The sequence below is a fragment of the Crateriforma conspicua genome, assembly GCF_007752935.1.
Taxonomy (GTDB): domain Bacteria; phylum Planctomycetota; class Planctomycetia; order Pirellulales; family Pirellulaceae; genus Crateriforma; species Crateriforma conspicua.
Genome location: NZ_CP036319.1, coordinates 6,957,313 through 6,983,333, shown reverse-complemented (window position 1 = coordinate 6,983,333; position 26,021 = coordinate 6,957,313). Strand labels below are relative to the sequence as shown.

The 26,021-nt window shown below is 59.6% G+C and carries 18 protein-coding genes; 14 read left to right on the top strand and 4 right to left on the bottom strand.

The window, feature by feature from the left end:
* Positions 1-136 precede the first annotated feature (136 nt).
* Entirely contained in the window at positions 137-631 is a 495-nt protein-coding gene (locus tag Mal65_RS25420; RefSeq protein WP_165701530.1) for a SixA phosphatase family protein, read from the top strand.
* A 7-nt stretch (positions 632-638) separates the two neighbouring features.
* Positions 639-1,850 carry a metallophosphoesterase gene (locus Mal65_RS25415; RefSeq protein ID WP_145304212.1) on the top strand — a complete coding sequence of 404 codons (1,212 nt, stop codon included), beginning with the start codon at positions 639-641 and terminating at the stop codon, positions 1,848-1,850.
* Between the two features lie 25 nt (positions 1,851-1,875).
* Here Mal65_RS25415 and Mal65_RS25410 read toward each other — a convergent pair whose 3' ends face one another.
* Both Mal65_RS25410 and Mal65_RS25405 read right to left on the bottom strand, forming a co-directional pair.
* On the bottom strand, positions 1,876-3,531 hold the full coding sequence (locus Mal65_RS25410) for a serine/threonine-protein kinase (RefSeq protein WP_145305198.1): 1,656 nt from the start codon (positions 3,529-3,531) through the stop codon (positions 1,876-1,878).
* 107 nt (positions 3,532-3,638) lie between these two features.
* The gene (locus tag Mal65_RS25405) at positions 3,639-4,304 is read right to left on the bottom strand and encodes a sigma-70 family RNA polymerase sigma factor (RefSeq protein WP_145304210.1); all 666 of its coding nucleotides are present in this window, start codon (positions 4,302-4,304) and stop codon (positions 3,639-3,641) included.
* A gap of 281 nt (positions 4,305-4,585) precedes the next feature.
* On the opposite strand from Mal65_RS25405, the gene Mal65_RS25400 reads away from it, so the two are divergent.
* The 3 genes from Mal65_RS25400 (at position 4,586) to Mal65_RS25390 (ending at position 8,004) form a co-directional block, all read left to right on the top strand.
* Positions 4,586-4,888 carry a hypothetical protein gene (locus tag Mal65_RS25400; RefSeq protein ID WP_145304208.1) on the top strand — a complete coding sequence of 101 codons (303 nt, stop codon included), beginning with the start codon at positions 4,586-4,588 and terminating at the stop codon, positions 4,886-4,888.
* Positions 4,889-4,934: 46 nt separating this feature from the next.
* The gene (locus Mal65_RS25395; protein WP_145304206.1) at positions 4,935-6,527 is read left to right on the top strand and encodes a DUF4332 domain-containing protein; all 1,593 of its coding nucleotides are present in this window, start codon (positions 4,935-4,937) and stop codon (positions 6,525-6,527) included.
* Between the two features lie 235 nt (positions 6,528-6,762).
* On the top strand, positions 6,763-8,004 hold the full coding sequence (locus tag Mal65_RS25390) for a Glu/Leu/Phe/Val family dehydrogenase (protein WP_145304204.1): 1,242 nt from the start codon (positions 6,763-6,765) through the stop codon (positions 8,002-8,004).
* Between the two features lie 37 nt (positions 8,005-8,041).
* Here Mal65_RS25390 and Mal65_RS25385 read toward each other — a convergent pair whose 3' ends face one another.
* Complete coding sequence (locus Mal65_RS25385; RefSeq protein WP_145304202.1) at positions 8,042-9,607, bottom strand: cryptochrome/photolyase family protein; 1,566 nt, start codon at positions 9,605-9,607, stop codon at positions 8,042-8,044.
* Between the two features lie 261 nt (positions 9,608-9,868).
* Between Mal65_RS25385 and hisA the strand changes: the two genes are divergently transcribed.
* Entirely contained in the window at positions 9,869-10,597 is a 729-nt protein-coding gene (gene hisA, locus Mal65_RS25380) for a 1-(5-phosphoribosyl)-5-[(5-phosphoribosylamino)methylideneamino]imidazole-4-carboxamide isomerase (RefSeq protein WP_145305197.1), read from the top strand.
* Positions 10,597-12,744, top strand: a complete 2,148-nt coding sequence (locus tag Mal65_RS25375) for a prolyl oligopeptidase family serine peptidase (protein ID WP_145304200.1) — start codon at positions 10,597-10,599, stop codon at positions 12,742-12,744. Before hisA ends, Mal65_RS25375 begins: the two co-directional genes overlap by 1 nt.
* Before the next feature lie 50 nt (positions 12,745-12,794).
* Here Mal65_RS25375 and Mal65_RS25370 read toward each other — a convergent pair whose 3' ends face one another.
* Positions 12,795-13,940, bottom strand: a complete 1,146-nt coding sequence (locus tag Mal65_RS25370; RefSeq protein WP_145304198.1) for a helix-turn-helix domain-containing protein — start codon at positions 13,938-13,940, stop codon at positions 12,795-12,797.
* Between the two features lie 332 nt (positions 13,941-14,272).
* Between Mal65_RS25370 and Mal65_RS25365 the strand changes: the two genes are divergently transcribed.
* The 7 genes from Mal65_RS25365 to Mal65_RS25335 all read left to right on the top strand — a co-directional run bounded on the left by Mal65_RS25365 (position 14,273) and on the right by Mal65_RS25335 (position 25,903).
* The gene (locus Mal65_RS25365; protein ID WP_145304196.1) at positions 14,273-17,791 is read left to right on the top strand and encodes a hypothetical protein; all 3,519 of its coding nucleotides are present in this window, start codon (positions 14,273-14,275) and stop codon (positions 17,789-17,791) included.
* Between the two features lie 64 nt (positions 17,792-17,855).
* Complete coding sequence (locus Mal65_RS25360) at positions 17,856-19,214, top strand: dihydroorotase (RefSeq protein WP_145304194.1); 1,359 nt, start codon at positions 17,856-17,858, stop codon at positions 19,212-19,214.
* A gap of 200 nt (positions 19,215-19,414) precedes the next feature.
* On the top strand, positions 19,415-20,146 hold the full coding sequence (locus Mal65_RS25355; RefSeq protein ID WP_145304192.1) for a 3-keto-disaccharide hydrolase: 732 nt from the start codon (positions 19,415-19,417) through the stop codon (positions 20,144-20,146).
* Positions 20,147-20,806: 660 nt separating this feature from the next.
* Complete coding sequence (locus Mal65_RS25350; RefSeq protein ID WP_145304190.1) at positions 20,807-21,748, top strand: cysteine peptidase family C39 domain-containing protein; 942 nt, start codon at positions 20,807-20,809, stop codon at positions 21,746-21,748.
* 295 nt (positions 21,749-22,043) lie between these two features.
* A complete protein-coding gene (locus tag Mal65_RS25345) occupies positions 22,044-22,970 on the top strand; it encodes a sugar phosphate isomerase/epimerase family protein (protein WP_165701529.1) in 927 nt (308 codons plus the stop codon).
* Positions 22,971-23,074: 104 nt separating this feature from the next.
* The gene (locus Mal65_RS25340; RefSeq protein ID WP_231131248.1) at positions 23,075-24,892 is read left to right on the top strand and encodes an arylsulfatase; all 1,818 of its coding nucleotides are present in this window, start codon (positions 23,075-23,077) and stop codon (positions 24,890-24,892) included.
* A 243-nt stretch (positions 24,893-25,135) separates the two neighbouring features.
* Positions 25,136-25,903 (top strand): TrkA C-terminal domain-containing protein, encoded by a 768-nt coding sequence (locus tag Mal65_RS25335; RefSeq protein WP_145304187.1) that lies wholly within the window; start codon positions 25,136-25,138, stop codon positions 25,901-25,903.
* Positions 25,904-26,021 lie beyond the last annotated feature (118 nt).

Genomic DNA, 26,021 nt, shown 5'->3' with positions numbered 1-26,021 from the left:
AAGGAATGGACAGTGGCCAAACCGGAACGAAACCGCTGCGAAAGGATGCCAGCGCGGTCTGCTACGGTCGCCCGGGCAGTATAGGGATGTCCGATGCCGGAACCGACCGGTCGGTCGCGTGAAGAACGGATCCGAAATGGACATTCCGCGACTGTTGTTGATGCGTCATGCCAAGAGCGACTGGTCCGATGCGGGGCTGGACGATCATAAAAGGCCGTTGAATCGTCGAGGCCGCCACGATGCACCTCGGATGGCAGATTGGGTCGGACAGTTGGGCGATTTGCCGGACCGGATTCTGTGCAGCACCGCGACGCGGGCTCGGCAAACCGTCGACGCCCTGGTCGACCGGTGGGACCCGTCGGTCGACGTGATCCACACGGATGAACTGTATTTGGCGTCACCGGCGGGCATTTTGGGCGTCATCGCCGATTCGGCCGGCGACGCGGAAACGCTGATGGTGGTGGGGCACAACCCCGGCATGGCAACGTTGGCGTCCCTGCTGGCGGGACGACCGCTGGAGATGCCGACCGCCGCGATCGCGGTCTATTCCCGATCCGCGTCGACGTGGGACCAGATCCGCGACGGCGGTGACGTTCGGTGCATTGGCTGGATGAAGCCGAAAGCGTTGTGAAATTTCGATGAATCCGATGGCTTGTTGGGTGTTGTCCGCCGCGGCGTTGCTGGGGCACTTCGGGTTGCACTTGGCGCTCTACAACCGCTTGAATTCGTTGGGTTGGCCACGCCGCCGGATCAAACGCACCGAAAAGGTGTTGTTCGTCGAAATGTGGCTGACGCTGTTGGCCGTGCTGGTTTTCTTTCCCGATGTCGTCCGCCGAATGTTTGCCGGAACGATGGTCTGGTCAGATCTGCCGTGGCCGTTGGCGGTTTACGGCGGTGTGTGCTTGGCGGCTTGGTTGGTGTTCGGGTTGCCTTGGCTGTTGTGGCGACCGATCTTCCGATGGGAATGGGCCGATGCGCCACGGCGGGTGGAAGTCGTCGATGTGGCCAAAACGTTGGGCCGACCCTTGCCGCGTTCGTTGAAATGTCGCTGGCAATCTCGGTTGCCGATGAATCAGATTTTCGATCTGGCGGTGGAAGAAGTCTTGCTGCCCGTTCCTGGATTGCCGAAGGAATTGGACGGCTATCGAATCGCCCATCTCAGCGACATCCATTTGACCGGCGACGTCGCGCCAGATTACGTCCGGTACGCGGTTGATCGGGCCAGCCAGTGGATGCCCGACATGATGGCTCTGTCCGGCGACATCATCGACAAGCAACCGTGCATCGATTGGCTGTTTGATATCTTCTCCGGTGCAAGGGCCAGTGACGGATGCTATTTCGTGTTGGGCAATCACGACACACGGGTGGTCGATTCGTGGCAGACTCGCGAAGCGATGGACCGCGCCGGATGGACGGATTTGGGCAGCCGTGTCTTGCCGACGGAAGTACGCGGTGTATCGATCGAGTTGATCGGCAACGAGCATCCCTGGTTTGCCCGGCCGGTGATCCCTCCGCCCCCAAGAAAACGTCCAGACGATGCCCAACAAACGCACGCATCGGAACGTCCGTTTCGGCTGGCGATCAGCCACAGCCCGGACCAGGTTTTTTGGGCCCAGCGTCACGGTATTGAACTGGTGCTGGCCGGTCACACGCATGGCGGGCAGGGCAGGTTGCCCCTGGTCGGGCCACTGCTGAGTCCCAGTTTTCACGGCAGCCGATTCGCGTCGGGCGATTTTTGGAAGCCGCCGACCACGATGCATGTGTCCCGTGGGCTGGGCGGCGTGCATCTGTTGCGCGTGAACTGCCGCCCCGAGTTGTCACTGTTGGTGTTGAAGTCGGACGGACCATGACCGCGACACAGTGTTTACGACGACATCAGTGTTTGCGACGACGCCAGTATTTCAGCCCGGGAAAGAAAAAGCATCCGGCCGAAACGACGCCGAAGATCAGATGTGACCAATTCGGCCATGCCGCCATTGCCACCGAAGCGATCAACAACGCGACCGCTTGGCAATAGAACGCGCCGGTCAGCATGCCCGCTTTGATGATGAAGACCATTGCGCTGATCACGCCCAACATCGGCGACAGGGTCAACACGGGTAGCTTCAGCCACCATTCCAGCGGAAACAATAACCCGATCGCGATCATGCTGGATCCCCAGACATGGGCGATCTGGCGTTCGATGAACGTCACCGGTCCCATGCGTTGCCGCATTTTCCAGAACACCGCGGCCCAGGCACCCAAGCCGACGACCCAAACCCCGACATAGGAGAAACGATCGGTCACGCCGACATATTCCATCCACCAGGTCAGCGTGCAGGCGACCATCAGCACCAGTGAGTGCCACATCCACAACAGGCCCCAGTTTTCCAGCACCGCGGCGTGGTGGGTTTCGCGGAACAGTCGGGCCAGCACTTGTGAAAAGCGACCGCTGCTGGCGTTGACATGTTCGTCGGCCAAGAAGGCTTCCAAGTCGTCGGCCAATGCGTCGGCGGATTCGTATCGCAAATCCATCGGCTTTTGCAGACAACGGATGACGATCATTTCCAGATCGCGATTGACACGCGGTCTTAGCGCCCGGGGAGGCAGCGGGTCTTGTTCGATGACTTGCATGACCAGGTCCATCGGCGAATCGGCGACGAACGGGGCGCGACCGGTCAACGCGTAATACAACACGCAACCCAGGCTGTAGATGTCGCTGGCAGGGCCGACGCTGGATGTCCGCCCGCCCGCCTGTTCGGGTGACATGTAGGCGGGGGTTCCCAGCAGCATGCCGCTGCGTGTCAGGTCGACCTTTGCGCCGGTCTGTTTGGCCAGACCAAAGTCGGTGATCATGGCGTTGCCGTCGTTTCCCAGCAAAACGTTGCTGGGTTTCACGTCGCGATGCAGCACGCCTTGGCGGTGAGCATAGGCGACCGCGCGAGCCACATCGGCGACGATCCGAGCCGCTTCACGTTGCGGCATCGGACCCGATTTGATTCGCTGGGCCAGTGTTTTGCCGGCGACGAACTTCATACTGAAAAACGGGCGACCCTCGATGTCGCCGACTTCATAGACCGGAACGATGCCCGGGTGGTCCAAACGCGCCGTCGCAGAGGCTTCGGCCAAGAAACGTTGAAGATCCGCATCGCTGGCCAGCCGGCCACGCAGGATCATCTTCACGGCGACTTCGCGTTCCAGGCTGATTTGTCGCGCGCGAAAGACGACGCCCATGCCGCCACGGCCGATTTCTTCGATCAGCTCGTAATCGCCGACGGTGGTGGGCAACTGTAACGATCGCCATCGCGAAACGCCGCCGCCCGCATCGCTGTCGGACCCATCCACCGCGGCCGGGTTTTGATCATGCGCCGCACCGGCGGTGTCGGTGATCAGCACCGCGCCCCATAGATGTCGCAGTTCGTCGGCGATGTCGGAGTTTTCGCGACAGGCTTGGTCGAAATCAACGATTTCCCCGCGGCACACCTGATCGGTCAGCCGGCCCAGGACATCGGCCAAACGTTGTTCCTGGGTTTCGCTGCGCGGTCGGTTCAGGTCTTCGGTCGCAACCGGGGCGACGGGCGATGGATGCTGACCGGACGATGGCGCGGTGCCAGCGTTGTCGGGCCGATCCTGGGCGGCGTCCCGGTCGGCTTGGCGATTCACGTGTCAGCCTGGTTCAGGTCTTCGGTCGCCTGGTCGTCTTGCAACAACTGCCGCAGACGCCGGACCGCCCGCAGGTAGCGCATGCTGGCCGCCGGCGGGTTCAATTTCAAGACTTCGGCGATTTCCAGATTCGACAAGTGTTCGTAGTGACGCATCAGGATCACTTCGCGGTCGTTTTCATCCAGCCGGTGGATCGCTTTTTCCACCAGTTCGGCGATCTCACGCTGCGTCGCGATCGCCGCCGGTGTCATCTTGGGGTCGCAAAGCTGGACCGCCAGGTCCATCGACGATTCGTCGCCGCCGGTCGGACCGACGGCCAACGGCTGTTCGCGGTCCATGTTGCGTTTGGCGCTGACGCGGTGCCGCCGATAGGTGTCGATGATGTGGTCCCAAGCGATCTGGCGTAGCCACAAATGGAACGCCATCGACGGGTCATTCAAATAGTTTTCCAGCCGTCCGGACGCCTCCACCAAGACTTCTTGGACCACGTCGCTGACGTCGACACGTCGCTGGACTTTTCGGTCCAGCCGCAGTTCGATCAGCCGCCGAATCGGCTTGCGGTGGCGGTCAAGCAGCTGATTGACCGCGCGCGAATCGCCCTCGCGTGCTGCGTCCAACAGCACATCGGTTTTGTCGTCGCTGGGCCAAATCGATTTTGCCATCAAAGGTTCTCCTACTGACAGCATAGCCCCTTGCAAATTGCAGACCCACCAGCGAGGTGATCGCCGACGCGGTGGTGACGATATTTCATCCGTTTTCGTCGACTTCGGGCAATGGCCGGCGCTGTCCACGGCCGCCGGTCCGGTCGGGCGGATCCCCACGAGAAAATTCGGATCCGCCGGGCGGAAATCCGTCTTGCCTTTGCCGTGCGGCAAATGGCACAACCGCTTTACCGCTGTTGTCCCACCGAACTGCCTTCGCTTGACACAAAAGGATGCCTGTTATGGCGATCGGTCCACTACAAAACCTGAACGGATTGAACTGTGGTGATTTGTACTCCGTGTACGCCGCGATCGCGCGAGCCGATCACGGGCATCGTTTGATCGCGATGTTCGGTGATGAAAAACCGCCGCGAGGGCACTGGCCGCTGCGATTGCTGTCGGTCGATGCGTTCACCCGGCGTTGGGATTCGGCGGATTCGGTTCCCGGCGGCCGTGACGCGTTCGTCCGCGGTTTGTCGCGTCGTGCGGCGGTCTATGGGATCGACGTCAACGCGGTGATCGCCCGCAAGCGTACCGCAGCATAGTTTCACGCCGCCGGCAAAAGCCGGGTTTGAAAAGTCGGGTCTTTCGATGAGCCTTCTGTTGACGATTTTGCGCGCCGCCCATTGCCGCAGCACGCACCACTTCTTCGCCCTGGATGCGCTGCCGCTGGTACAGACGGCGGCTGGCAAGCGGTTGGCCGGTTGGTTGCTGAAGCATCACGGTCGCTATTTGACCGGCGCGAAAGATCCCGACACACGGTTTCGCGACTTTCAAAACCATGTGGTTCACGTCGAAGACGGTTATTGGGGCGGCGCACCGCGCGTGGCACACCAGTGGTACGACCGCATGTTCCGGTATGTCAGGGATGGGCGTTATTCCGACGCGGCCCATGCCGCCGGGGTGATCAGCCACTACTTCACCGACCCGATCCAGCCGTTGCACACCGCGCAAACCGCACGTGAAAAAGTGCTGCATCGTCCGATCGAATGGTCGATCACGCTTTCCTACGAAGACATCTATCGACGCTGGCTGCGTGACGAATCACGCGTCGTTTTTCAGCTTTCCGAAGGCCCCCAGTGGCTGGGCGAAGCGATCTTGCACGCGGCCAAGTTTGCACATCGTCGCTACAACACGCTGGTTGATTCTTATCGTCTGGATTTGGGTGCCAAGGATCCGCCGGCCGGTCTGGATGATCCGACCCGGGACGTGCTGGCGGATTTGCTCGGAATTGCCATCACCGGTTGGGCCCGAGCCCTGGAGCGAATGGCGCTGGAAACCGAATTGGCACTGGGGCAACCGATCCCGAAGGCCAACCTGTCGCTTTCGGCCGTGATGGCGGCAATTCAAACACCCGCCAAGTGGTGGATCAAACGCATCGCCGATCGCGACGAACAGGATGCGGTGTCGGCGCTGATCAGTGAATTCACACGCACCGGGCAAGTCCTGGAAAACCTGCCCGCCGAAATCGATATCGTCGACCGGGTGATGCGGATCCGCCGCGACGAACAGATCTGGAAACAGCGTCGAATCGCACAGGCGGAATCGAAACAGACGGCTGTCGCGATCGACGAAACGATCACCACCGAATCCGCCAAGTCATCGGCCGGGCAATCCGCCGCCGCGCCGTCGACCATCCCGTTCCCCGCCAATCGTTCGGAATCAAACGACACCACACGCACCGCCGATTCCGATCAAACCGTTGCCGCCGAACAGGCCGGTCGGCAACCGCGTGAAGCTTCGGAGAATTCCACGCCCAGCTTGCACGCCGGCGACGACCTGGTCGATGCGCCGTCGATCGGTCCGAAAACCGCTCATCGCTTCGCCGAAATCGGCGTCCAAACGGTGGCCCAGTTTCTTGCCAAGTCACCGGAGGAACTGGCTGGTCGCTTGGCAACGCGGTGGATGACTGCCGACACGATCCGAACCTGGCAACACCAGGCGTCGCTGATGTGCGAGATGCCAAAGATGCTGGCTCGTGAAATCCAGCTTTTGGTCGGCGCAGGTTATGTCACGATGCGGGATATCGCCGGTGCGGACGCGTCCGAATTGCATCGGGAAATCGAAGCCTTTGCCGCCACCAGCGCCGGCCGACGCTACTTGCGTGGTGGTTCACCGCCGTCGATTCAGCGGGTGACCCAGTGGACACAGCTTCCACAGAAACCGCGTCGACGCGCCGCATAAACGCCCGACCGGCGTTGTGAACCGCTCGGCACATCGTCGGTTTACAAGGTAGGGTTTGGGTGGGGAAAAGGGCCGGACAGCCATTGAATCACTTGGCGAAATCGATCGTCCGAGGCCCGATGCGTTTTTACCGCTCCGTCGCCGGCGGTCTGGTAACGTCGGATCGCAGGACTGGACGCTTTTCGAATCCGACCCGTCATCCCACGCGCCGCCATCTGTCACAACGGGAATCAATATGCACGCCTCCGAAGCCACCCAGAAGTATTTCCACCAGGCGGCCGACCATTTGGATATGCCTTGTGGTTTGCGCGAAACGCTGTTGTTGCCACGTCGTGAGTTGCAGGTTCAAGTCACGCTGGAACGCGAAGACGGGTGCCTGGCAAACTTCGTCGGCTTTCGAGTTCAACACGACAACAGCCGTGGCCCGATGAAGGGCGGGCTGCGTTATCACCATGAAGTCGACTTGGATGAAACGCGTGCGCTGGCCAGTTTGATGACTTGGAAGACGGCCGTCGTCAATTTGCCTTACGGCGGTGCCAAAGGTGGGATCGATGTGGATCCGTCAACGTTGACGTCGCGTGAATTGGAAAAGCTGACCCGCGTCTTTGTCGACCGCATTCATGATGTCGTCGGTCCGGATACGGACATCCCCGCGCCCGACATGGGCACCAATCACCAAGTGATGTCCTGGTTCCGAAACCAGTGGGAAAAGTACCACGGTTTCAATCCCGCGGTGATCACGGGCAAACCGGTGGAAGAATACGGCGCACGTGGTCGTGAAGAAGCCACCGGCCGCGGTGTGGGAATCTTGACGGTCAAGCTGATGAAACGGCTCGGCCGCAAACCGGAAGACACCAAAGTCGCGATTCAAGGTTTCGGCAATGTGGGTTCGCACGCGGCGAAGTTCTTGCACGACGCGCAATTTCCCATCATTGCGGTCAGCGATATCTCGGGCACCTATTACCAGGAAGATGGGCTGAACGTGCCGGAGTTGATCCGTCATAAATTTCATCATCCCAACGGATTGCTGGAAGGATTCGAGCATGCCAAACACCTGCCCATGGATTCGCTGTTGTCACTGAGTGATGCCACGGTGCTGATCCCCGCGGCGCTCGGCGGCGTGATCACCGACGATAACGTGGATTCGGTTTCGGCACCGATCATCATCGAAGCGGCCAACGGTCCGATCTATCCGGTCGCCGACAAGAAACTGCATGATCGCGGAACGGTCGTCTTGCCCGACATTTTGGCCAACGCCGGTGGCGTGACGGTCAGCTATTTCGAATGGGTTCAGAATCGCCAACACTATCGATGGTCACTTGATCGTGTCCGCCAGGAACTGGATCACACGATGAGCGAGGCGTTTGAAGAAGTCTGGCAAAGGGCGCAACAAATGAAGGTCCCGCTGCGGACCGCCGCGTTCATGATCGGCATTGAACGCGTCCAACGGGCAACCGAACTGGGCGGCGGATGGTGATCGCAGTCGACCGGTGAACCATGACGCCGGTGGTTCGTTACAGATCCATTTCGTCGCGACGAATTTTTTGTGCCCGGTCGCGGATCGCGTTCATTTGCGAGGAGTCTTTCCGCTGCAGATTCTTTAGTTGCATCGTCATCCGTGTGTTGTTCTTGAACTGTTGCTGGTGACGGTCCAAGAAGTCCCAGTACAACGTCGTAAAAGGACAGGCGTCGTCACCGGTCGCTTCGTCGGGATTGTAACGGCATCCCTTGCAGTGGTTCCCCATGCGTTTGATGTATTTGCCGCTGGCGCAGTACGGCTTGGTTGCCATCAATCCACCATCGCCCCACTGCGACATGCCAAGCGCGTTGGGCAAACTGACCCAGTCGACCGCGTCGTTGTACATCGCCATGTGCCACTGGTGAAACTTTGCGGGATGCGTCCCGTACAACTGGGCGAACAGTCCCAGCACCATCAAGCGTTGGATGTGGTGGGCATACCCTGTTTCGATCAGCAAACGCATCGCATCGGCCACGCATGCCATGTCGGTTTTGCCATCCCAAAAGAACGAAGGAACGTCCTGGTCGTCGTCACATTGCAGGGCATTACGATTTTGATAGTCCGGCATGTGGGTCCAGTAGATGCCGCGAACGAATTCACGCCAGCCCAGGATCTGTCGCACAAAACCTTCCACGCTGTTGATCGGTGCGTCACCGCTGTCGAACGCCGCGATGGCTTTGTCGACCACTTCGCGTGGGCTTAGCAGATGTAGATTGATCGCGTGGGATAACCGCGAATGATACAAGTACTTTTGATCCGACCACATCGCGTCCTGGTAATCACCGAAGCGACACAAACGGTGCTTGATGAACTCACGCAGCAGTGTCAACGCTTCGGATCGCGTTACGGGTAGGTCAAAGGAAGATGCATCGACCTTTCCCGGATGATCGTCAAAGCGTTGGTTCACCATGTCGATCACGTCTTGGGTGACGTCATCGGGGCGAAAGTGATGAGTGTGGGGAACATCGCCGGGGCCCGACTTGCCAAACGTTCCTCGGTTTTCCTTGTCGTGGTTCCAGACGCCGGAAACCGGATCACCGCCGTCCATCAACACGTCGTGTTGTTTCCGCATGTGGCGATAGAACGTTTCGAGGACCAGGCTGTTTCGGCCATCGGCCCAGTCGCGAAACTGGTCGATGGTGCAATAGAAATGCCGGTCGTCACGAATCTCCAGTGCAACGCTTTGTTCGTCTGCGACGGTTTTCAATGATTCCAGCACACGATGATCGCCTGGATGAACGACGATCATCTTTTGGACGTCGTGTTCGTTCAGCGTCGTGGTCAGCAGACTGGCAAAATTACTGGTTCTTGCTTTTCGACCATCGGTGGGCAGTGCGTGGTAAAGCACTTGGCGACCCTTTTCGCTCAGTTCGTCACGGAAGTGACGCATCGGCGCAAAGAATCCGACCAGCCGGAATTTGTGGCACCAAACGTGGGTCGCTTCTTCTTGGTTTTCGGCCATCCACACGCGGTCACGCTGGTTGTCGAAATCGTCCAACGCGGCGCTGTCGTGGTTCAGTTGGTCGCCAAGGACGATCACGAGATTGCGGATGTCAGACACGCTGCGCTGCTTTGCCAGTGTTTCGAAAGGGCGGGGACGATCGTGTTCAGCAGGGTCGCAGTTGGCGGACGTGCGATCGTCGATCCGTGGTGATGCCGTGTATTAGTGTCGACCCCAGGCAACTGGCCGGCGTGAACCGGAGGCTTGGTTGTTTCCACGGGGCAGCCATTTATGCTGTCAGCCTCGCGTTTCGGTTGCCAGATGTCAGGTCGGTCCGACGGGCCCAACGCGATCCATATCGACAGCAAACGAGTGAATCCCTTGGAAATTTGGCCCGCCATCGATCTACGTCATGGCAAGCCCGTGCGGCTTCGCCAGGGTGACTATGACCGTCAAACCGTGTTCGGCGACGATCCCGTCGAATTCGCACTCCGCTGGAAAGAACTGGGGGCACGACGTTTGCATTTGGTCGATTTGGATGCCGCCCGCGGCGATGACCCGACCGCCAATCGTGATGCCGTTGCCCGGATCATTCGCGAAACCGGGCTGCCGTGTCAGATGGGTGGTGGTGTGCGTGACGACCAGGCAATCGATGCCTTGATGGCAATCGGTGTCAGCCGGTTGGTCGTCGGTTCGGCGGCGCTGAAGAAACCCGACTGGTTTGCCGATGCGTGTGACCGGTTTCCGGGACGTTTGGCGGCCGGAATCGATGCCCGCGACGGGATGGTGGCAACCGACGGTTGGTTGGAAACCAGCAGCACGCCGGCAATCGACTTGGCAAAAGATCTGCGCGGCCGCACCGCCAACATCGCGGCGATCATCTACACCGACATCGCTCGCGACGGCATGATGCAGGGGCCCAATTTTGACGGGCTGGTCGCCATGGCCGAGGCGACCGACATTCCGCTGGTCGCCAGCGGCGGCGTGACCACACTGGACGACGTGTCACGGCTGACTGAATTGGGGATGCCGGCGGCGATCGTCGGCCGGGCGCTTTACGATGGTGCGATCGAATTGCCCGATGTCCTGCGATTGGCGAAAGACGACTGATGATGAAGTGCTGCCAGATTCGGCCACACGTTGCACCCTTGGCCTGGTGTTTGTCCTGCGTGGTGATGCTGCTGGCCGCCACTGTCGGCAACGCTCAAGACAAAGCGTCATCCACCAAAAAGCCGACCTACAAATCGTTGCCGCCACTCGGGATCGCGATCGATCCGGCGCGGCGCGATTCATTGGCGTCACGCGCCAAGAGTCTTCGGTCACGGCTGGCCAAGACGCAGTCTGCCGGCGACCGAGCGACAAACGCCGAATCGTCCGATGCGGAATGGCGGCCCCATGTGTCGGTGCTGGTCCGAGCGGTGGATCTGGCGTTGACCCAGAATCTGTTCTTCAAGCCCAATCAAGTCGATGCGGCAGATCGTCTGTTGAAAGAAGCTCAGCGTCGGTTGGATGCGGCGGCATCCGGGGATCGCGGCCTGCGTTTGTTGGGCTGGGAACCGTCCCGCAGCGACCAGCCGCAGCCGCTGGTCGGTGGTTTCGTCAGCCGAATCGACGGAACCGTTCAGCCGTTTGGCATCGTCGTGCCGGCGGGTTTTGTCGATGCATCGGATCCGCAGCACGACGGGGATCGGATGGACGTTTGGTTGCATGGACGCGGCGACACAAAGACGGAGATACCGTTTCTGATCGAACGGATGGACAAACCGGGGCAGGCATTGCCGCGCGATGCATTCGTGTTGCATCCTTTCGGTCGCCACTGCAATGCGTTTAAGTTTGCCGGTGAAACCGACGTTTACGAAGCGATCGAGGCGGCCGAACGATTGGTCCACATCGATGCGGATCGAATCGCGATTCGCGGGTTTTCGATGGGCGGTGCCGGTTGCTGGCACTTCGCCGTTCACGATTCGACGCGGTGGTTTGCCGCCAACCCCGGCGCGGGATTTGTCGACACATTGGTCTATCAAGGCTGGGGTGATCAGCCGCCTTTCGAATTGACCCCGGCGCGTCGTCAATTGCTAAATTGGTACGACGTGCTGCCGTGGGCCGGCAACCTTCGCAACACTCATGTGATCGCGTACAGCGGTGAAGTGGACAAGCAAAAACAGGCGGCCGATCGCGTCGCCCAGGCATGCGAAGCGATGGGCTTTCAGTGGCCTTATGTCATCGGTGCCGGCATGGGGCACAAAATTGATCCAGCATCGATGCAGCAGATCGAATCACAGTTGGCCAAGTGGGCTGATCCGACCAAGCAGACCGAATCGGGGCTGCCGCCGGCCAAACTGAATTGGACGACCTACACCCTGCGTTACAACCGGGCCGGATTCTTGTCGGTGACCGGTTTGCAAAAGCACTGGGACAAATCGGTGGTTCGTGCCGACTGGCGAACCGAAGACGTGGACGTTCCGCGGCTGGTCATCGACACGGACGGTGTGACGGCGATGCGGATCGACTGGGATGCGAATTCGTGGGCGCAGATTCGTTCCGTCGTCGGCCGACCGATGCAGGTGTTGATCGCGGAAGTCGACGATCGCGTCATGCCCCTGGTCGATGAGTCGTCCGAACCGGGTTTTCAAGCGTCGCTGTGGCACACCGGCGGCCAATGGAAACAGGGGCAGCCGGACCCCGGTGTGCTTCGCAAACGTCCGGGGCTGCAGGGGCCGATCGACGACGCGTTGACTGAAAAATTCGTGATGGTTTTGCCCAGTCGTCCGGCCAAGCACGGACCAGTCCAACGATGGATCGATCGTGAAATCCGGACGGCGCAGCGTCGATGGCGGGAAATCATGCGGGGCGAAATGCCGGTGGTGCAAGACACCGACGTCACCGAGGACATGATTCGCGATTGCAATCTGATTTGCTTCGGTGATTACGGCAGCAACACGGTGCTGCGAAAAATCAGCGGACGATTGCCGATCGCATGGAACCGCGATCGAATTTCCGTGGTCGCCAGGACGTTTGACGCATCGAATCACGTTGCGATTCTTTGCTATCCCAACCCGTTGAATCCGGATCGCTATGTGGTCGTTAACAGCGGGCTGACGTTCCGACAATTTTCTAACAACAGCAATTCACGACAGATTGCGATGTTGCCCGATTGGGCGATCGGCGAAATTCGACCCGGGTTTGACGATTCCATTTTGCCCGCACCCATTGCGGCCGAAGGATTCTTCGACGAATCCTGGCAATTGGCACCTTAGGACTCGGCCGTCGCGTCCGTGTTCGCGACGAGGCCTGAAACTGACCGTGTCTAGCGTCGCGCCAGACGTCGAGCGATCGCTTCGGTCGGCAGCGGCAGAATGGTTGCCGCACCGCCGGGGTTGTACAGCAGATCGTCGCGGCTGGGTTTGCCGTCGGTGTTTTCGTAGGTCACCAAATAGGCGCCGATTTGAGTCCCGCCGCGGTGATACACGGGCGGCCAAAACTCTTCGCCGCGGATCGCCAGCGTTTTGGCCAGCAAGCGGGTGGCCCGACCGGAAAATCCGCTCAGCACCATGTCCAGTCGGCCCAAGGCTTCGCGAAAGACGTAAAACACCAGTGCCGTGTCCTGGTCTTTGCCGCCGGCGTATTCCCAAGACCCGTCATCTTTTTCGAAGTAGAACCCGGGTTCCGGGGCGTCCTCGTTCTTGCTCAGCCGTGTCCCCGCGCTGGCCCCATCGGGCTTGGGGTCGCTGTCGCGGTAGCGTAGGTAAAACGGGCAGCTTCGGGCCGACGCATCGTCGATGTCGTCTTCGGTAACAAACGGGGTGCACCCGAACAGGTCGCTCATCATCAATTCGACGACCGGATTGGATTTGACGCTACCGATACAGACCAATCCGCGGTCGCCCTGGGCGTTGACAAAGCTTTCGAAGACCTCGGTTGCACGGGCACGGGCGTCTTCCAACGACACCTGACCGGGGCTCCAAACCAGCGTTTGTTGCAAGCGATCGGGCATCAAGACTTCTTTTTCGGCTTCGGCGTTGCTTTCGGCTCCCGCTTGATGCTTGGCACTGCCGCCCAGGGTGCTGACGCCGTTCAGCAGTTCGCCGACCAGGACGCTGTCACTGGCGACGACCATCGCACCTTCGGGGGAATCGTTACCGTCCGCCTGACGTACACCGACGACGATTTCGATTTCGCCGCGACGGGCCAGCAATTCCCAAAAGTTTTCCGCGTTGACGGCGAAAAGGGCGCCAGGCAGTTGTTCGGCGGTCGCATAGCCGTGATCGATCAGGTAATCGCACAGACGCGAAAGTGCTTCCAGCGGGATGTATTTCGCTTCGTTCTTCAGCAGCGAAGCGACCTGGTGGCGGTCCAGCCCGGTGTGTTCGACGATGGATTTGATCGTTCCGGGACGTTTACGGCGGTCCGGAGTGTGTCCGAGCAGTTCGGCCAACCTGAATGCGTATCTCATAAAGCGATCGATCGACTAGAAAAGTTGACGGGTTTGGATCGGGGGCACCCAGTCATGTGGCTCTTGCCCTCCCATCACGGCACTAGTTTACCCGGGAATTCGGTTTCTGCTGTCCCCCCAGCTGTGAGTTTCCAAGTTCTAACCGAAACGGGGGTACCGGGCGGGTGATGACGGCAAGCTAGAATAAAGTCAAGAAGTTCCCCACCTTTGGGGACGATCTGCGGTTCGACGAAATGCGGTGGTCGGGCCGCCGGGCTTACGACCAGTGGTGTCGGATCGCAGCCACCTTCGTGACACCCGAAATCAATCCTCCCCTTTTCTTGCCGTCACGCATGACACGTACCCCATCCAATGCACTCGGTTCATCGGCCGGCACCGGCGGGATGCCAGCATCGGAGATTGTCGACCGCTGGATCGGTGATGTTCGCGCGGCGCTGTGGCGGACCGACGCCACCCGCTGTGTTCTGGCTGTCGTTCTGTGGGGCGTCGGGGTCTGGCTGACTTGGCTGGTGGTCGACCATTGGGTGGCCGATACCGGGGTGGCCGGGCGGTTTTTCTTCTGGATTCTGGGAATCGCAGGGACGGCGTTCTGGTTGTACCGTCGCGGGTTTCCGCTGTGGTCCCAACAGATCGATCCCGCCTATGCCGCCGCGGCGATCGAACGAGATCACCCCCAGCTACGCCAAGCCCTGACCAGTTACATCACCTTGCGTCGCGAGGGAGATGCCAAAGGAATCCGCGCATCGGTCATTCGCGGTTTGGCCGTCCGATCGGCAACGGTGCTGCAGAAAGTCGATGCGTTGCCCAGCGAAGTGACCGGGCTGTTGCGTTTTTGGTTGCTCGCGTTGGCTGCCGTGCTTGCCGTATTGGTGTACTGGGCGGCCAGTCCCAAAAGCAGTTGGCAATCCACCCAACGTCTGTTGTTGCCGTGGTCCGACATTCAACGTCCGACACGCGTTCGCATCGGTCAAGTTTTCCCCGCAGATGAGACCGTCATGGTGGGACGCCCGGTCGCCATCCGTGTCGATCTGTCCGGGCTTGGCGATGACGACACCGTCGTGTGTCACATCCACCAAGGCGAATCGCGGCAATCCTTGCCCATGCGGCTGTCCGAGGAACCGGCCGAATCGGGAACCCAACGTTTCGAAACCGTCGTTGTTTTGCCGCCCGGACGAAGCCAGCATGCGGACTATCGCATCGACGCCGGGGACGCATCCACGCGTGCTTACCGTTTGACGCCACGCGATGTTCCGGTGGTCAGCTTGGAATCGGTTGAACTGGCGCCTCCGGAATACACCGGGATGGATTCATCGCGACAGTCATCGGGACCGATTCGCGCCGTCGATGGGACCAAGGTTCGCATTCAAGTGCGGGCCAACCGACCGCTTCGCAAAGCCGTCGTGGAAACCAACCCCGCCTCGGTCGGTGATCGCGTGGTTGCGACCGGTCGATCGTTCGCGATGAAGCGCGCTGATTCGGCAGAAGACGACAGGACCTGGGAAACCGAATTTGTGCTTCGCCGATCGGATACGGACACCAATCCCACGTCCTATCGTGTCCGTATTTGGGATCAGGACGATCAATCAAATCCCGATCCGATTGTGTACCCGATCGAATGCGTTGCGGACTTGAAGCCGGATGTCACCATCGTCGTACCGACGCAAAGTCCCAAAGAAATTCCGCTCGATGCCCAGCAGGTGATCGAAGTCCACGCCAGTGATCCGGACTTTGGATTGAACCAAGTGCGACTGCAGATCGACGTCAATGGTCGGCCGATTCCACCACGCGTGCTGTGGCAAGCCCCGCGAACTTCCGAGTCGATGCATCCGTCGATGGCAGGGAAGACTGGCAACCAAATCGCAGAATTCGCCGTCCGCGCCGATCGGATGCGTTTGGATGCTGGCGATATCGTTCGGGTGCGCGCGATCGCCACCGACAATCGGTACAGCGTTACCGACGATCAAGTTCGCCCCAACGAAAACGTCACCGATCCTGTGGAGTTGCGCTGGGTTGAACCGGAGCCGCGGTCGGACAACACACCGGTGGGCGATGATGGTATGTCTCGTCCGGAACCATCAAGTGACGAGTCATCATCGGCCCAAAGCGACGCATCGTCCGGCGGCGACGAATCATCGGATGAAACCGAAGGCGGCGGCGACACTGACGGTGCAAACGAAGGCGGTGATGGACAGGGTGCCGGCGATCAAGAGGGCCAAGATTCCTCCGGGACCAATGGCGGTGGTGCTTCCCAGGCGGGCGAAGGTGCCCAGTCCGACCGGTCCGGCGACGGCGAACCTCAGGATGGTTCCGGTGACGGTGGTGATGATTCGTCAGCGCAAGATTCCGGCGAAGGCAATTCGGCCGATGAGCGTTCCCGTGGTGACAGTTCCGGCGGTAATCGTTCAGGCAACGCGGGTGACGACAGCGATGGGACGAGCGAATCCGACCCTGGCGAATCGTCCGCCGGAAACAGTGGTGGTGCGGCGGATCCCGAGTCCGGTCAAGCCGACGCAGACCAGCGGGGATCCGGCGGCAACCAGAACGCGGATCAAGATTCCCAGGCCGGTACGGGGCAGGGCACGGATCGTGACCAAGCACGTGATGAAGCACCCGGGGATTCGTCCGATGCCGATGGGTCGGCGGCATCTGACCGCGAAAGCGATAACGGCGAACCATCGAATGCACCGGAGAGTTCGGATAGCGGCGGTCGTTCGCCGAATTCGGAAGGGCAACGCGCCGGCGGACAACCGGATCCGGACGCAACACCGGACACGCCGCCCAGCCACGACGGCGATGCGTTCGAGCGGATTCAAGAATTCTTGAAGCAAAACCAGGACTCGGGTGGTTCCGCCGGCCATTCGAAATCGCAAACCGACCAATACGATCCGTCGTCGCCGAATCAGGGTGCCGGCGGTTCGAAGCAACAGGGTGAAGAATCGACCACCACGCGCGACACAACCGAGGAATCCTCCGGTGCCTCGCCGTCGAACGAACCGGGCGATGAATCGACCTCAGAGGTTTCGTCCGATCAAGAGTCGCCACAAACGGGAACCGCCGACTCGGGGCAATCCCCAAATGATCCGCCATCGGGATCGCAGGGGCCAACCGCCGCCGACGAATCCACCGGCGAGGCCGCCACGCAAACTTCTGGCGATGAAACGGACGCTGCCCCTGATGCCGGCACCGACGGAACATCCGCACCCCAGGACGCCGGCACAGCAGAATCCAAGTCACCGGAGAACAATTCAACGGAATCAAACCCGGCCGGACAAGGCGACGGGCCGTCGATGCCGGGCGATCCGGGATCCCCAACCGATGCGGCCGGATCGCCCAGCCCCGGCGGTGCCGGCGAATCGTCGGACGCCAACGATGAAGCCGGGACGCAGGGGACCGCGTCGTCAAATTCCGGTCGAGATTCGGCGACCAGTGCGACATCGGACACGGCGTCGCCTCCGGCCACGCCACCGGATCCGGTCGATCTGGACTATGCCAAACAGGCGACGGATCTCGTGTTGGACTATCTGGAACGGACCAAGGACCAGCCGGACAAGGAACTACTGCAGCAGTTGAATTGGACCGCTGATGACCTGGAACGTTTCCGCCAGCGATGGGCACAGATGCGCGACATGGCCGATCAGGCCGGCCAGCCGGGCCCGAGTGACGAGTTTGAAGATGCGCTTCGCAGCCTGGGGCTTCGACAATCCGATACCGTGCGTTCCGGTGGTCGCCAGGACGGCGTGATCGATCGCGGGTTGCGTGATGCCGGTGAACGTTCGCGGCCTCCGGCGGCGTTTCGTGAAGCGTTTGAAGCGTTCCGCCGCGGCGTTGGCCGATCCGGCGCGGGGCGATAAGCTGCGCGGTCAGTCGAAGCCCCGCAACCGATTGCCCCTTTCACGCTGATTTTCACCAATCGCCATGTCCAGCCTGCTGATTCGCGGATCTCAAGTCGTCTTTCCGGACGACGTTCGAACTTGCAATGTGTTGGTTCGCGACGGCCGCATCGCCGATACCGATGCGTCACCGGATGCGGCGGCCGATGAAGTCGTTGACGCCAAGGGTTTGCATCTGATGCCCGGTGTCGTGGATGACCAAGTGCATTTTCGGGACCCTGGGCTGACCCATAAAGAAGACTTGGCGACCGCATCGCGGGCCTGTGCCGCCGGCGGTGTGACGACGTTCTTGGAAATGCCCAACACCGTTCCGCCCGCGGTGACATGTGACGGCATTCGAGCCAAGGAAACGCTCGCTGCCAAAAAGTCGCTGGTCAATTACGGCTTTTACATCGGTGCCACGCCGGACAATGTTGACGAGCTGAAAGCCGCGTCGGATGCCAATTTTCCTGGCATCAAGATTTTCATCGGCAGCAGCACGGGCAATCTGTTGGTCGATCAACAGGAGGCACTGGAACGGATTTTCGCCGAAACCGATCTGCCGATTTGTGCGCATTGCGAAGACGAATCGACGGTCAATGCCAACCGTGCCAAGTACGCCGACACGACGGATGTCCGTGACCATTCACGGATCCGTGATGAATCGGCCGCGTTGATCGCCACCCGACGTTCGATCGATTTGTCGGTTCGCCATCAGCATCGTTTTCACGTTTTGCACGTATCGACCGCTGCGGAAGTGCCTCTGATTCGCGGTCAACAACCGTGGATCACTGCGGAAGTTTGCCCGCATCATTTGTTTTTCAACGTCGACGATTACCAGCGACTGGGAACACGGATTCAAATGAATCCGTCGATCAAAACGGCTGCCGACAATGACGGGTTGTGGAAAGCATTGTTGGATGGTGATGTCCAAGTCATCGCCACCGATCACGCGCCGCACACGTTGGATGAAAAATCCGTCGCCTATCCGAAATCACCCAGCGGCTTGCCCGCCGTTGAAAACAGTTTGGCGTTGATGCTGAACCAAGTCAGCCAAGACCGCTGTCGTTTGACCGACGTCGCTTCCTGGATGTGCGATGCACCGGCACGGGTTTGGGGCATCACGGGGAAAGGTCGGATCGCAAACGGTTACGATGCGGACCTGGTCTTGGTGGACATGGCACTGTCCCAAACCATTCTGGATCAACACCAGCACACCAAGTCGCGGTGGACTCCCTGGCATGGCGTGACGACGACCGGTTGGCCGATCGCAACTTTCGTCGCCGGGCACCGCGTCTGGAGCCGGCGTGACGGCTTTGACGTGAATCATCGTGGCCGAAAGCCGCTGTTCGATCACGCCCGTGGCGGGTTCTGGGCCACGACCGATGGAATCGGGCCCCGCTAGGTTTCCCGACTCTGGCGCAAGTCAGGCCGTGATTGTTGGCACCGGCCAAAGCAACGGTACCGGCGCCGATCGCGTCACCGTTTCAGCTAAGCTGTGGGGACGAAACGAATTCGACACCGTTGCGTTCGCATCGGTTCGACGTCGATTCCGTTGTCTTCCCGCCCCGCAAATTTCCCTCCCCATCTTGTGGACTGATCAACATGTTGGCCCTCCTGCGTCGTTGCGCCCTGTTCTGTGTTTGCACCTTGATTGGACTTTCGGCATCCGTCGATGCGGACGATGTTGCCGCGGGTGCGGATGACCAAACGATCACTCAGCCGGTGATTCTGTTTAACGGCAAAGACTTGGACGGCTGGGAAGGCCGCGATGATCTTTGGTCGGTCGAAGACGGTGCGATCGTCGGACGTACCAGTGAAGATGACCCGATCGACGGCAACACGTTCTTGGTCTGGAAAGACGGCCAGCCGTCGAATTTCCAATTGGTCCTGATGTTCAAGATCGAAAGCGGCAATTCAGGGATCCAGTATCGCAGCCGCGTGATCGACCAAGACAAGTTCGTCGTTTCGGGTTACCAGGCCGACATCGATTTTGCCAACAAGTTCGCCGGCATCCTGTACGAGGAAAAAGCACGCGGCATCCTGACGTTGCGCGGGACCAAGGTGACCATCGGTGCAGACGGCAAGAAGACGCCGGAGACGTTTGCGGATTCCCAAGCGTTGGCCGCCGGGATCCATCCCGGAAAATGGAACGAGTTCCGCGTGGTCGCCGACGGAAATCATTTGATCCACTACATCAATGGTGCGAAGGTCAGTGAAACGATCGACCAGCAATCCGACAAAGCCGCCAAGTCAGGTGTGATCGCGCTGCAGCTGCATCGTGGACCCGCGATGGTGGTCCGGTTCAAGAACATCAAGCTGTTGCCGCTGGACTGAGTCATCGCCCCATTGGGGCCAGGCCAATCGGTCCAGATCTGAATCGGCCATCACCCGCTCGCTCGGTCCGACACAATCGGGCCGAGCCCAAAGCACCCGCCTGATTTCAGGGCGATTCTTTCGCCGCGCTTACCAACTGGTTTCGCCGGCGCTCTGCCGCATTTGTCACCCGGCGTTGTCCCTCAAAATCGGCATTCGGTCCCGGCCGGGAACTCTGACGCGGCTGGCAAGCCCCGTATTGCTTCGCGGCGGCCATCCGACCATCCGAATCGCGACCCCAGACCTGCCTCCGCTTTTGTGAGGTATAGAGAACTTGAGAAGACTGGGCTCCGGCGGCCCGGGACGCTTCTTCAAAAAAGTTTCATGCCAGGCGCGTGATTTGCGACGCCAGGTGTCAGGAACGTCGCATCCACGACATGCAGCGGTTTAGAGGCTCAAATGGCGTGGACTGGCGATTTAATGGTCGGTATTCTCCCTCCATTGTCCATTTTTGAGACTTCAGGTCACGAAAACAGTCGGATTTCATCCCCGGCAGTGCATTTCTCGTGAGCTAAACTTGGATGGAATCCCGATCATTATTCACGTAGAATGGCCTAAATCTTTGCGAAAACTTCACAAAGAAAACGGAGCGTAGTTACCACCCGTTGGAGGAGCCGTGTCATGACCTTAGAGACGATAGCAGCCCTGTTTGCGGCAGCCGGTCTCGGTCTAGGCGGCTGGGCGGCCGGACGGCGTCTGGGACGCCAAAATCAGGTTTCGCCCCTGTTGTTTTCGATGGTGGTGGTGCTGGCGCTCGTTGCGGCTTGGGCTTTGAGCGGCCGTTTGCTGTGGGCGGTGATTCTGCCCAGTGCCGAGGCGATTTTTTGGGCCAACTGGATGCCCGCGATTCTGTGCTTCACTGCGGGTTTGGCGACGTCCACACCAGGGCTGCATCGCTGGCACCGTCCGGCGACGGTCGGACTGTTGTGGATCCTGGCGGCCTGTTTTTGGGTCGGCCCTTTCGCCCGCCCCTGGATCGCGCCGGCGACGGTGCTGGACGATGACTGGATCGGCTGGCGACGTGGTGTTTGTTTGCAGTCGCATCCGTCGACTTGCGGACCGGCGTCGGCTGCCACGTTGTTGTCCGAACATGACATTCGGTCCAGCGAAAAGGACTTGATGGCGACCTGTTTCACCAGCCGCTGGGGAACCGAGCCGCTGGGTTTGTACCGTGGTCTGACACTGGCCAGCGCCCATGCGGGGCTGAAGCCTCAGCCGGCATCCCCCGATTCGCGACAGTGGGTTCATCGAGGTCAAGTTCCGAACGTGGCGATCGTCCGACTTGGGGTCGAAGATTCTGACGGTTCGCTAAGCCGGTGGTTCGGGGCGGCGCAGGAGCGTCATGCCATCACCGTGCTGGGGCGAACCGACGATGGTTTGTGGCTGATCGGCGATCCGGCGATTGGCTTGGTCAGCTGGACCGATGCCCAGATGCAGAAGCGGTTCACGGGCGAGGCGATTTGTCTGGTTCCCGATCACTCGGTTCGATCGCGCCACCGTGCGGTCGCGGGCAAGCGTTTTGAAGCGATGGTGTCGGATTTTACGTCTGAACAGTCGCGGTAAAGCGTCATGGACCTTTCTTCTGGCGGCCGGGTGACATCCGTTGCCGGGGCCTGCATCGATGTTCGGCGGACGGTTGTTCGTGTCGTCCGTGGCGGCGCAGATTGACCCAATTGCACGTCGATTGCCCCATCGGAACGTCCGCGCGTTTATGCTGATGGCGTTCGGTTTCGTGGATGGCGTTTTCAGGCCATTCCCGCTGTGCATCCTTCCCCCCCTCCTTCCTCTCAGCCAGATTCCCGCCGTCGTCGGCAGACGCTGTGCGCCTCGTTCGGCTGGATTCTTCGATCGGATCATCATGAAAGCGCAACGCCGCACTTTTTTGGTTTCCTCCGCCGCGATGACGTTGGCGGCGGCAATGCCCAAGCCCCGCCGTGCGTCGGCACAATCGCCCGACCGGCCCGCCAAGCGATCGATTCCCCTGTGTGTTTTCACCAAGCCGCTGACATCGCTTTCGTTTGACGACTTGGCGGCTCGCGTCGCCGATTTGGGGTTCGATGGATTGGAAGCACCGGTCCGACCACGCGGTCATGTCGAACCGAAAGACGCTGCCCAGAAGTTGCCGAAGCTGGTGAAAGCACTACAGAAACGTGATTTGGAAATCACCGTGCTGACGTCGGCCATCAACAATGCCGATGACGCCACCAATCGTGAACTATTGAAAGTCGCGGCCGACCTGGGTGTGCGTCGCTATCGACTGGGTTACTTCAAATACGATTTGTCCAAGCCGATCGTGCCACAGTTGGATCGGTGGAAAGAGAAACTGATTGACTTGGCCGAATTGAATGAGCAGCTGGGGATTTGTGGTCTGTACCAGAACCATGCCGGACGCAACACGATGGGCGCCCCGGTGTGGGATCTACGGTACATCTTGAACGGCATCGATCCGAAAGACTTGGCGGTCGCCTACGACATTCGGCACGCCACCGTGGAAGGTGGAACCAGTTGGCCGTTGACGTTCCAACTGATTCGGCCCCACATTGATACGGTGTATGTCAAAGACTTTGATTGGGACGGCACGAAAGTGATCAACGTTCCGTTGGGGCAAGGCATGGTCGATCCCGCGTTCTTTAAGATGCTGGCTGAATCCGAATTCAGCGGACCCGTTTCATTGCACGAAGAATACTTGGATCATGCCGATCCGGCATTGGTCCCCAAGCATATCGATGCGATCCGCGATGACCTGGCGACGCTTGATCGCTGGATGACCGACGCCGGAATCTAACGGCGTTTTCTTTTTCCCTTGCATTGAAAACCATCGGCCCACCCTGCACAGTGTGCGGCCCGCTGTGTGCGTCGCTCGCACGATTGATTGATAGGAATCCAAGCATGCTGAAAATTCATCGCTTCGCAATGTTGATGCTTTTTGTTTTGGTCACAGGCGTCGCCAGTTTGTCGGCCGCCGAACGTCCCAACGTGGTCGTGATCCTGGCCGACGATCAGGGGTTCGGTGATCTTAGCTGGACCGGAAATCCTAACTTTCAGACGCCCAACATTGATTCATTGGCGCGTGACGGGGCGCGGCTTCAGCACTTCTATGTGTGCGCCGTCTGTTCACCGACGCGAGCCGAGTTTCTGACCGGTCGTTATCACACACGCATGGGGGTGACTAGTACTTCGTCCGGCGGCGAGCGGATGAATACGGATGAAGTCACCGTGGCCGATCTGTTTCGCGATGCCGGTTATCGAACCGCCGCCTATGGCAAATGGCACAACGGTATGCAGGCACCCTATCATCCGAATTCTCGTGGGTTCGATGATTTCTATGGGTTTTGCAGCGGTCACTGGGGCAACTATCACTCCCCGATGTTGGAACACAACGGACGTTTGGTCGATGGGCACGGGTTCATCGTCGATGATTTGACCAATCATGCCATCGACTTCATCCGCCAAAGCGGGGACCAACCGTTTTTTGTCTACCTGCCATACAACACGCCGCATTCGCCGATGCAGGCCCCTGACGAATACTGGCAACAGTATCGAAACCGTGACATCACAAGCGATCCGGATCCCAACAACGCGAAGCAGGAAAACAAAGACTTCACCCGCGCCGCACTGGCGATGGTGGCCAACATCGATGACAACGTCGGGCGTGTCCTGAAGTGTCTGGATGAACAAGGCGTCGCCGATGATACGATCGTGATCTATTTCAGTGACAACGGGCCAAACAAGGCGCGTTGGAATGTCGGGCTTCGGGGTCACAAAGGTTCGGTCAACGAAGGCGGTTTGCGGTCGCCGTGTACGATCCGGTATCCGGCCAAGATCAACGCGGGAACGGAAGTCACCCAGGTCACGGGCGCGATTGATTTGATGCCGACGCTGATGCAGATGGCGGGCATTAGCGAACAAGACCGTCAGCGGTTCGCGGCGAAGCATGACGGGATGAACGCCCACAAAATCGATGGTGTTTCCCAAGTCGCGGTACTGACCGGTGATTCACCGCAATCATCGGACGATCGGTTGCTGTTTTCATGGTGGAAGAACAAGGCCAGCGTTCGGTCCAACCAATATCGCTATCACAGCACCGGCCAACTGTTTGATATCCAATCCGATCCGGTCGAAGACGTCGATTTGGCTCAGCAGTTACCTCAAGTTGCATCCGAGCTTTCCGATGCGCTCCGCCGGGCGACCGAATCGACCGTGGCAAGCAACACGATTGATCCCGAATCGCGACCGTTCATCATCGGACATCCCGACATGGCACTGACGCAGTTGCCCGCACGCGATGCGACCAGCACCGGCGACATCCAGCGGTCCAACCGCTTTCCCAATTGCACGTTCTTCGGAAACTGGACGTCCACGGACGAAACGATCGACTGGGATGTTCATGTTGCGGACGCGGGGCGTTACAGGGTCATGATCAAGTACGCTTGTCCGGCATCGTCGGTCGGCACGCGTTTGAAACTGACGGCGCGTGAGGCGAGCGTTTCCGCCGTCGTGCAGAAGCCCAACGATGCGCCCCTGATCGGAGCCGATGAAGACTTGTTTCCGCGACAGGAAGGCTATGTGAAGCGGTGGGCCGATCTGCCGGTGGGGGAAATTGATCTGCAGGCGGGGCCCCAAAAGCTCTCGCTGCACGCGACCGAGATTCCAGGCGACGAAGCGATCGAGTTTCGGTTGATGATGTTGGAGCGGGTGTCGCCGTGACCTGACGCGTGACTGCCAGCGGCAGCGGAAGTCTTGTAGTTGCGTTTTTCAGGTAACCCGAAGCGTAAGCGAGGAAAAGACGATGTTGGCATCGTCTCGCTCACGCTTCGGGGCACCAAGAAACCAATGCCACGGGTAAGAGGGCAACCTCAAAAGGCGGTAACGGGCGTATTTTGAAGTCCCGATTGATGGGAATGCAACCGTTTGCCAAGCTTCACCGGTTCCCTTGTGAAGGATCGATCGGTGGCAGCAATCATCACCCTGTTATTGACGCTTTCGGTATCGCTGTTGATCACCCGAGTCGCAGCGATGGCCTTGATGTTGACCGGCCTGAGTCGCGAGGCGGCTCGATTCCAGGCTCGCAGTGCTTTCAGCGGCGTCGGTTTCACGACGACCGAGGCCGAATCGATCGTCAATCATCCCGTCCGACGTCGCATCGCGATGATGTTGATGCTGTTCGGCAACATCGGTTTGGCCACCGTGGGGGCCTCGCTGATGGTGTCGATGTTGGACGCCAAGAACAACGAGACCTGGTGGACGACCTTGATCGTGTTGTTCGTCGGTGTGACGTTTTTGCTGCTATTGGCCCGCAGCCGCTGGGTGGAACGACGGTTGAACCGAATCATCGCTTGGTCGCTGCGTCGATTCACCGACCTGGACGTTCGGGACTACGTCGCGGTGCTGAACCTACAGGAAGGATTCGCGGTGACGGAAATGCGCGTCGATCCGGGCGACTGGTTGTCGGACAAAACGTTGATTGAACTAGATCTTCCTCGCGAGGGTGTGTTGATTTTGGGCGTCCACAGCGTCCAGGCGGATCAGTACATCGGTGCGCCCGTGGCGACCACAAAGATCTGCGTCGGCGACACATTGGTCATGTACGGACCGATCGAGCGTCTCAAGGAACTGGACCAGCGACGCACGGGGAATCGTGGCTATCAGGCGCACCGAAGCGCAGTGCGTGACTATCAGGAAATTCTGGCCGATCAACAGCAAAAACTGGCCCGGTAGACGTTTGATCCGCAACTGAAGAATTCCCGTCCAGCGGTCGATAACCATTCGAGGGAAGACAAGCCGATTGGAACGCTTCGCCTGTCTTCGCCCCCTGCGTGCTCGCGATCCGCGGATG

Bases quoted from the DNA above. Each gene is read 5' to 3' on its own strand.
- Mal65_RS25370 (WP_145304198.1), bottom strand. From the start codon at position 13,940: ATGAGATACGCATTCAGGTTGGCCGAACTGCTCGGACACACTCCGGAC.
- Mal65_RS25415 (WP_145304212.1), top strand. From the start codon at position 639: ATGAATCCGATGGCTTGTTGGGTGTTGTCCGCCGCGGCGTTGCTGGGG.
- Mal65_RS25420 (WP_165701530.1), top strand. From the start codon at position 137: ATGGACATTCCGCGACTGTTGTTGATGCGTCATGCCAAGAGCGACTGG.
- Mal65_RS25395 (WP_145304206.1), top strand. From the start codon at position 4,935: ATGAGCCTTCTGTTGACGATTTTGCGCGCCGCCCATTGCCGCAGCACG.
- Mal65_RS25355 (WP_145304192.1), top strand. From the start codon at position 19,415: ATGTTGGCCCTCCTGCGTCGTTGCGCCCTGTTCTGTGTTTGCACCTTG.
- Mal65_RS25375 (WP_145304200.1), top strand. From the start codon at position 10,597: ATGATGAAGTGCTGCCAGATTCGGCCACACGTTGCACCCTTGGCCTGG.
- Mal65_RS25345 (WP_165701529.1), top strand. From the start codon at position 22,044: ATGAAAGCGCAACGCCGCACTTTTTTGGTTTCCTCCGCCGCGATGACG.
- Mal65_RS25340 (WP_231131248.1), top strand. From the start codon at position 23,075: ATGCTGAAAATTCATCGCTTCGCAATGTTGATGCTTTTTGTTTTGGTC.
- Mal65_RS25365 (WP_145304196.1), top strand. From the start codon at position 14,273: ATGACACGTACCCCATCCAATGCACTCGGTTCATCGGCCGGCACCGGC.
- Mal65_RS25390 (WP_145304204.1), top strand. From the start codon at position 6,763: ATGCACGCCTCCGAAGCCACCCAGAAGTATTTCCACCAGGCGGCCGAC.
- Mal65_RS25360 (WP_145304194.1), top strand. From the start codon at position 17,856: ATGTCCAGCCTGCTGATTCGCGGATCTCAAGTCGTCTTTCCGGACGAC.
- Mal65_RS25350 (WP_145304190.1), top strand. From the start codon at position 20,807: ATGACCTTAGAGACGATAGCAGCCCTGTTTGCGGCAGCCGGTCTCGGT.
- Mal65_RS25400 (WP_145304208.1), top strand. From the start codon at position 4,586: ATGGCGATCGGTCCACTACAAAACCTGAACGGATTGAACTGTGGTGAT.
- Mal65_RS25405 (WP_145304210.1), bottom strand. From the start codon at position 4,304: ATGGCAAAATCGATTTGGCCCAGCGACGACAAAACCGATGTGCTGTTG.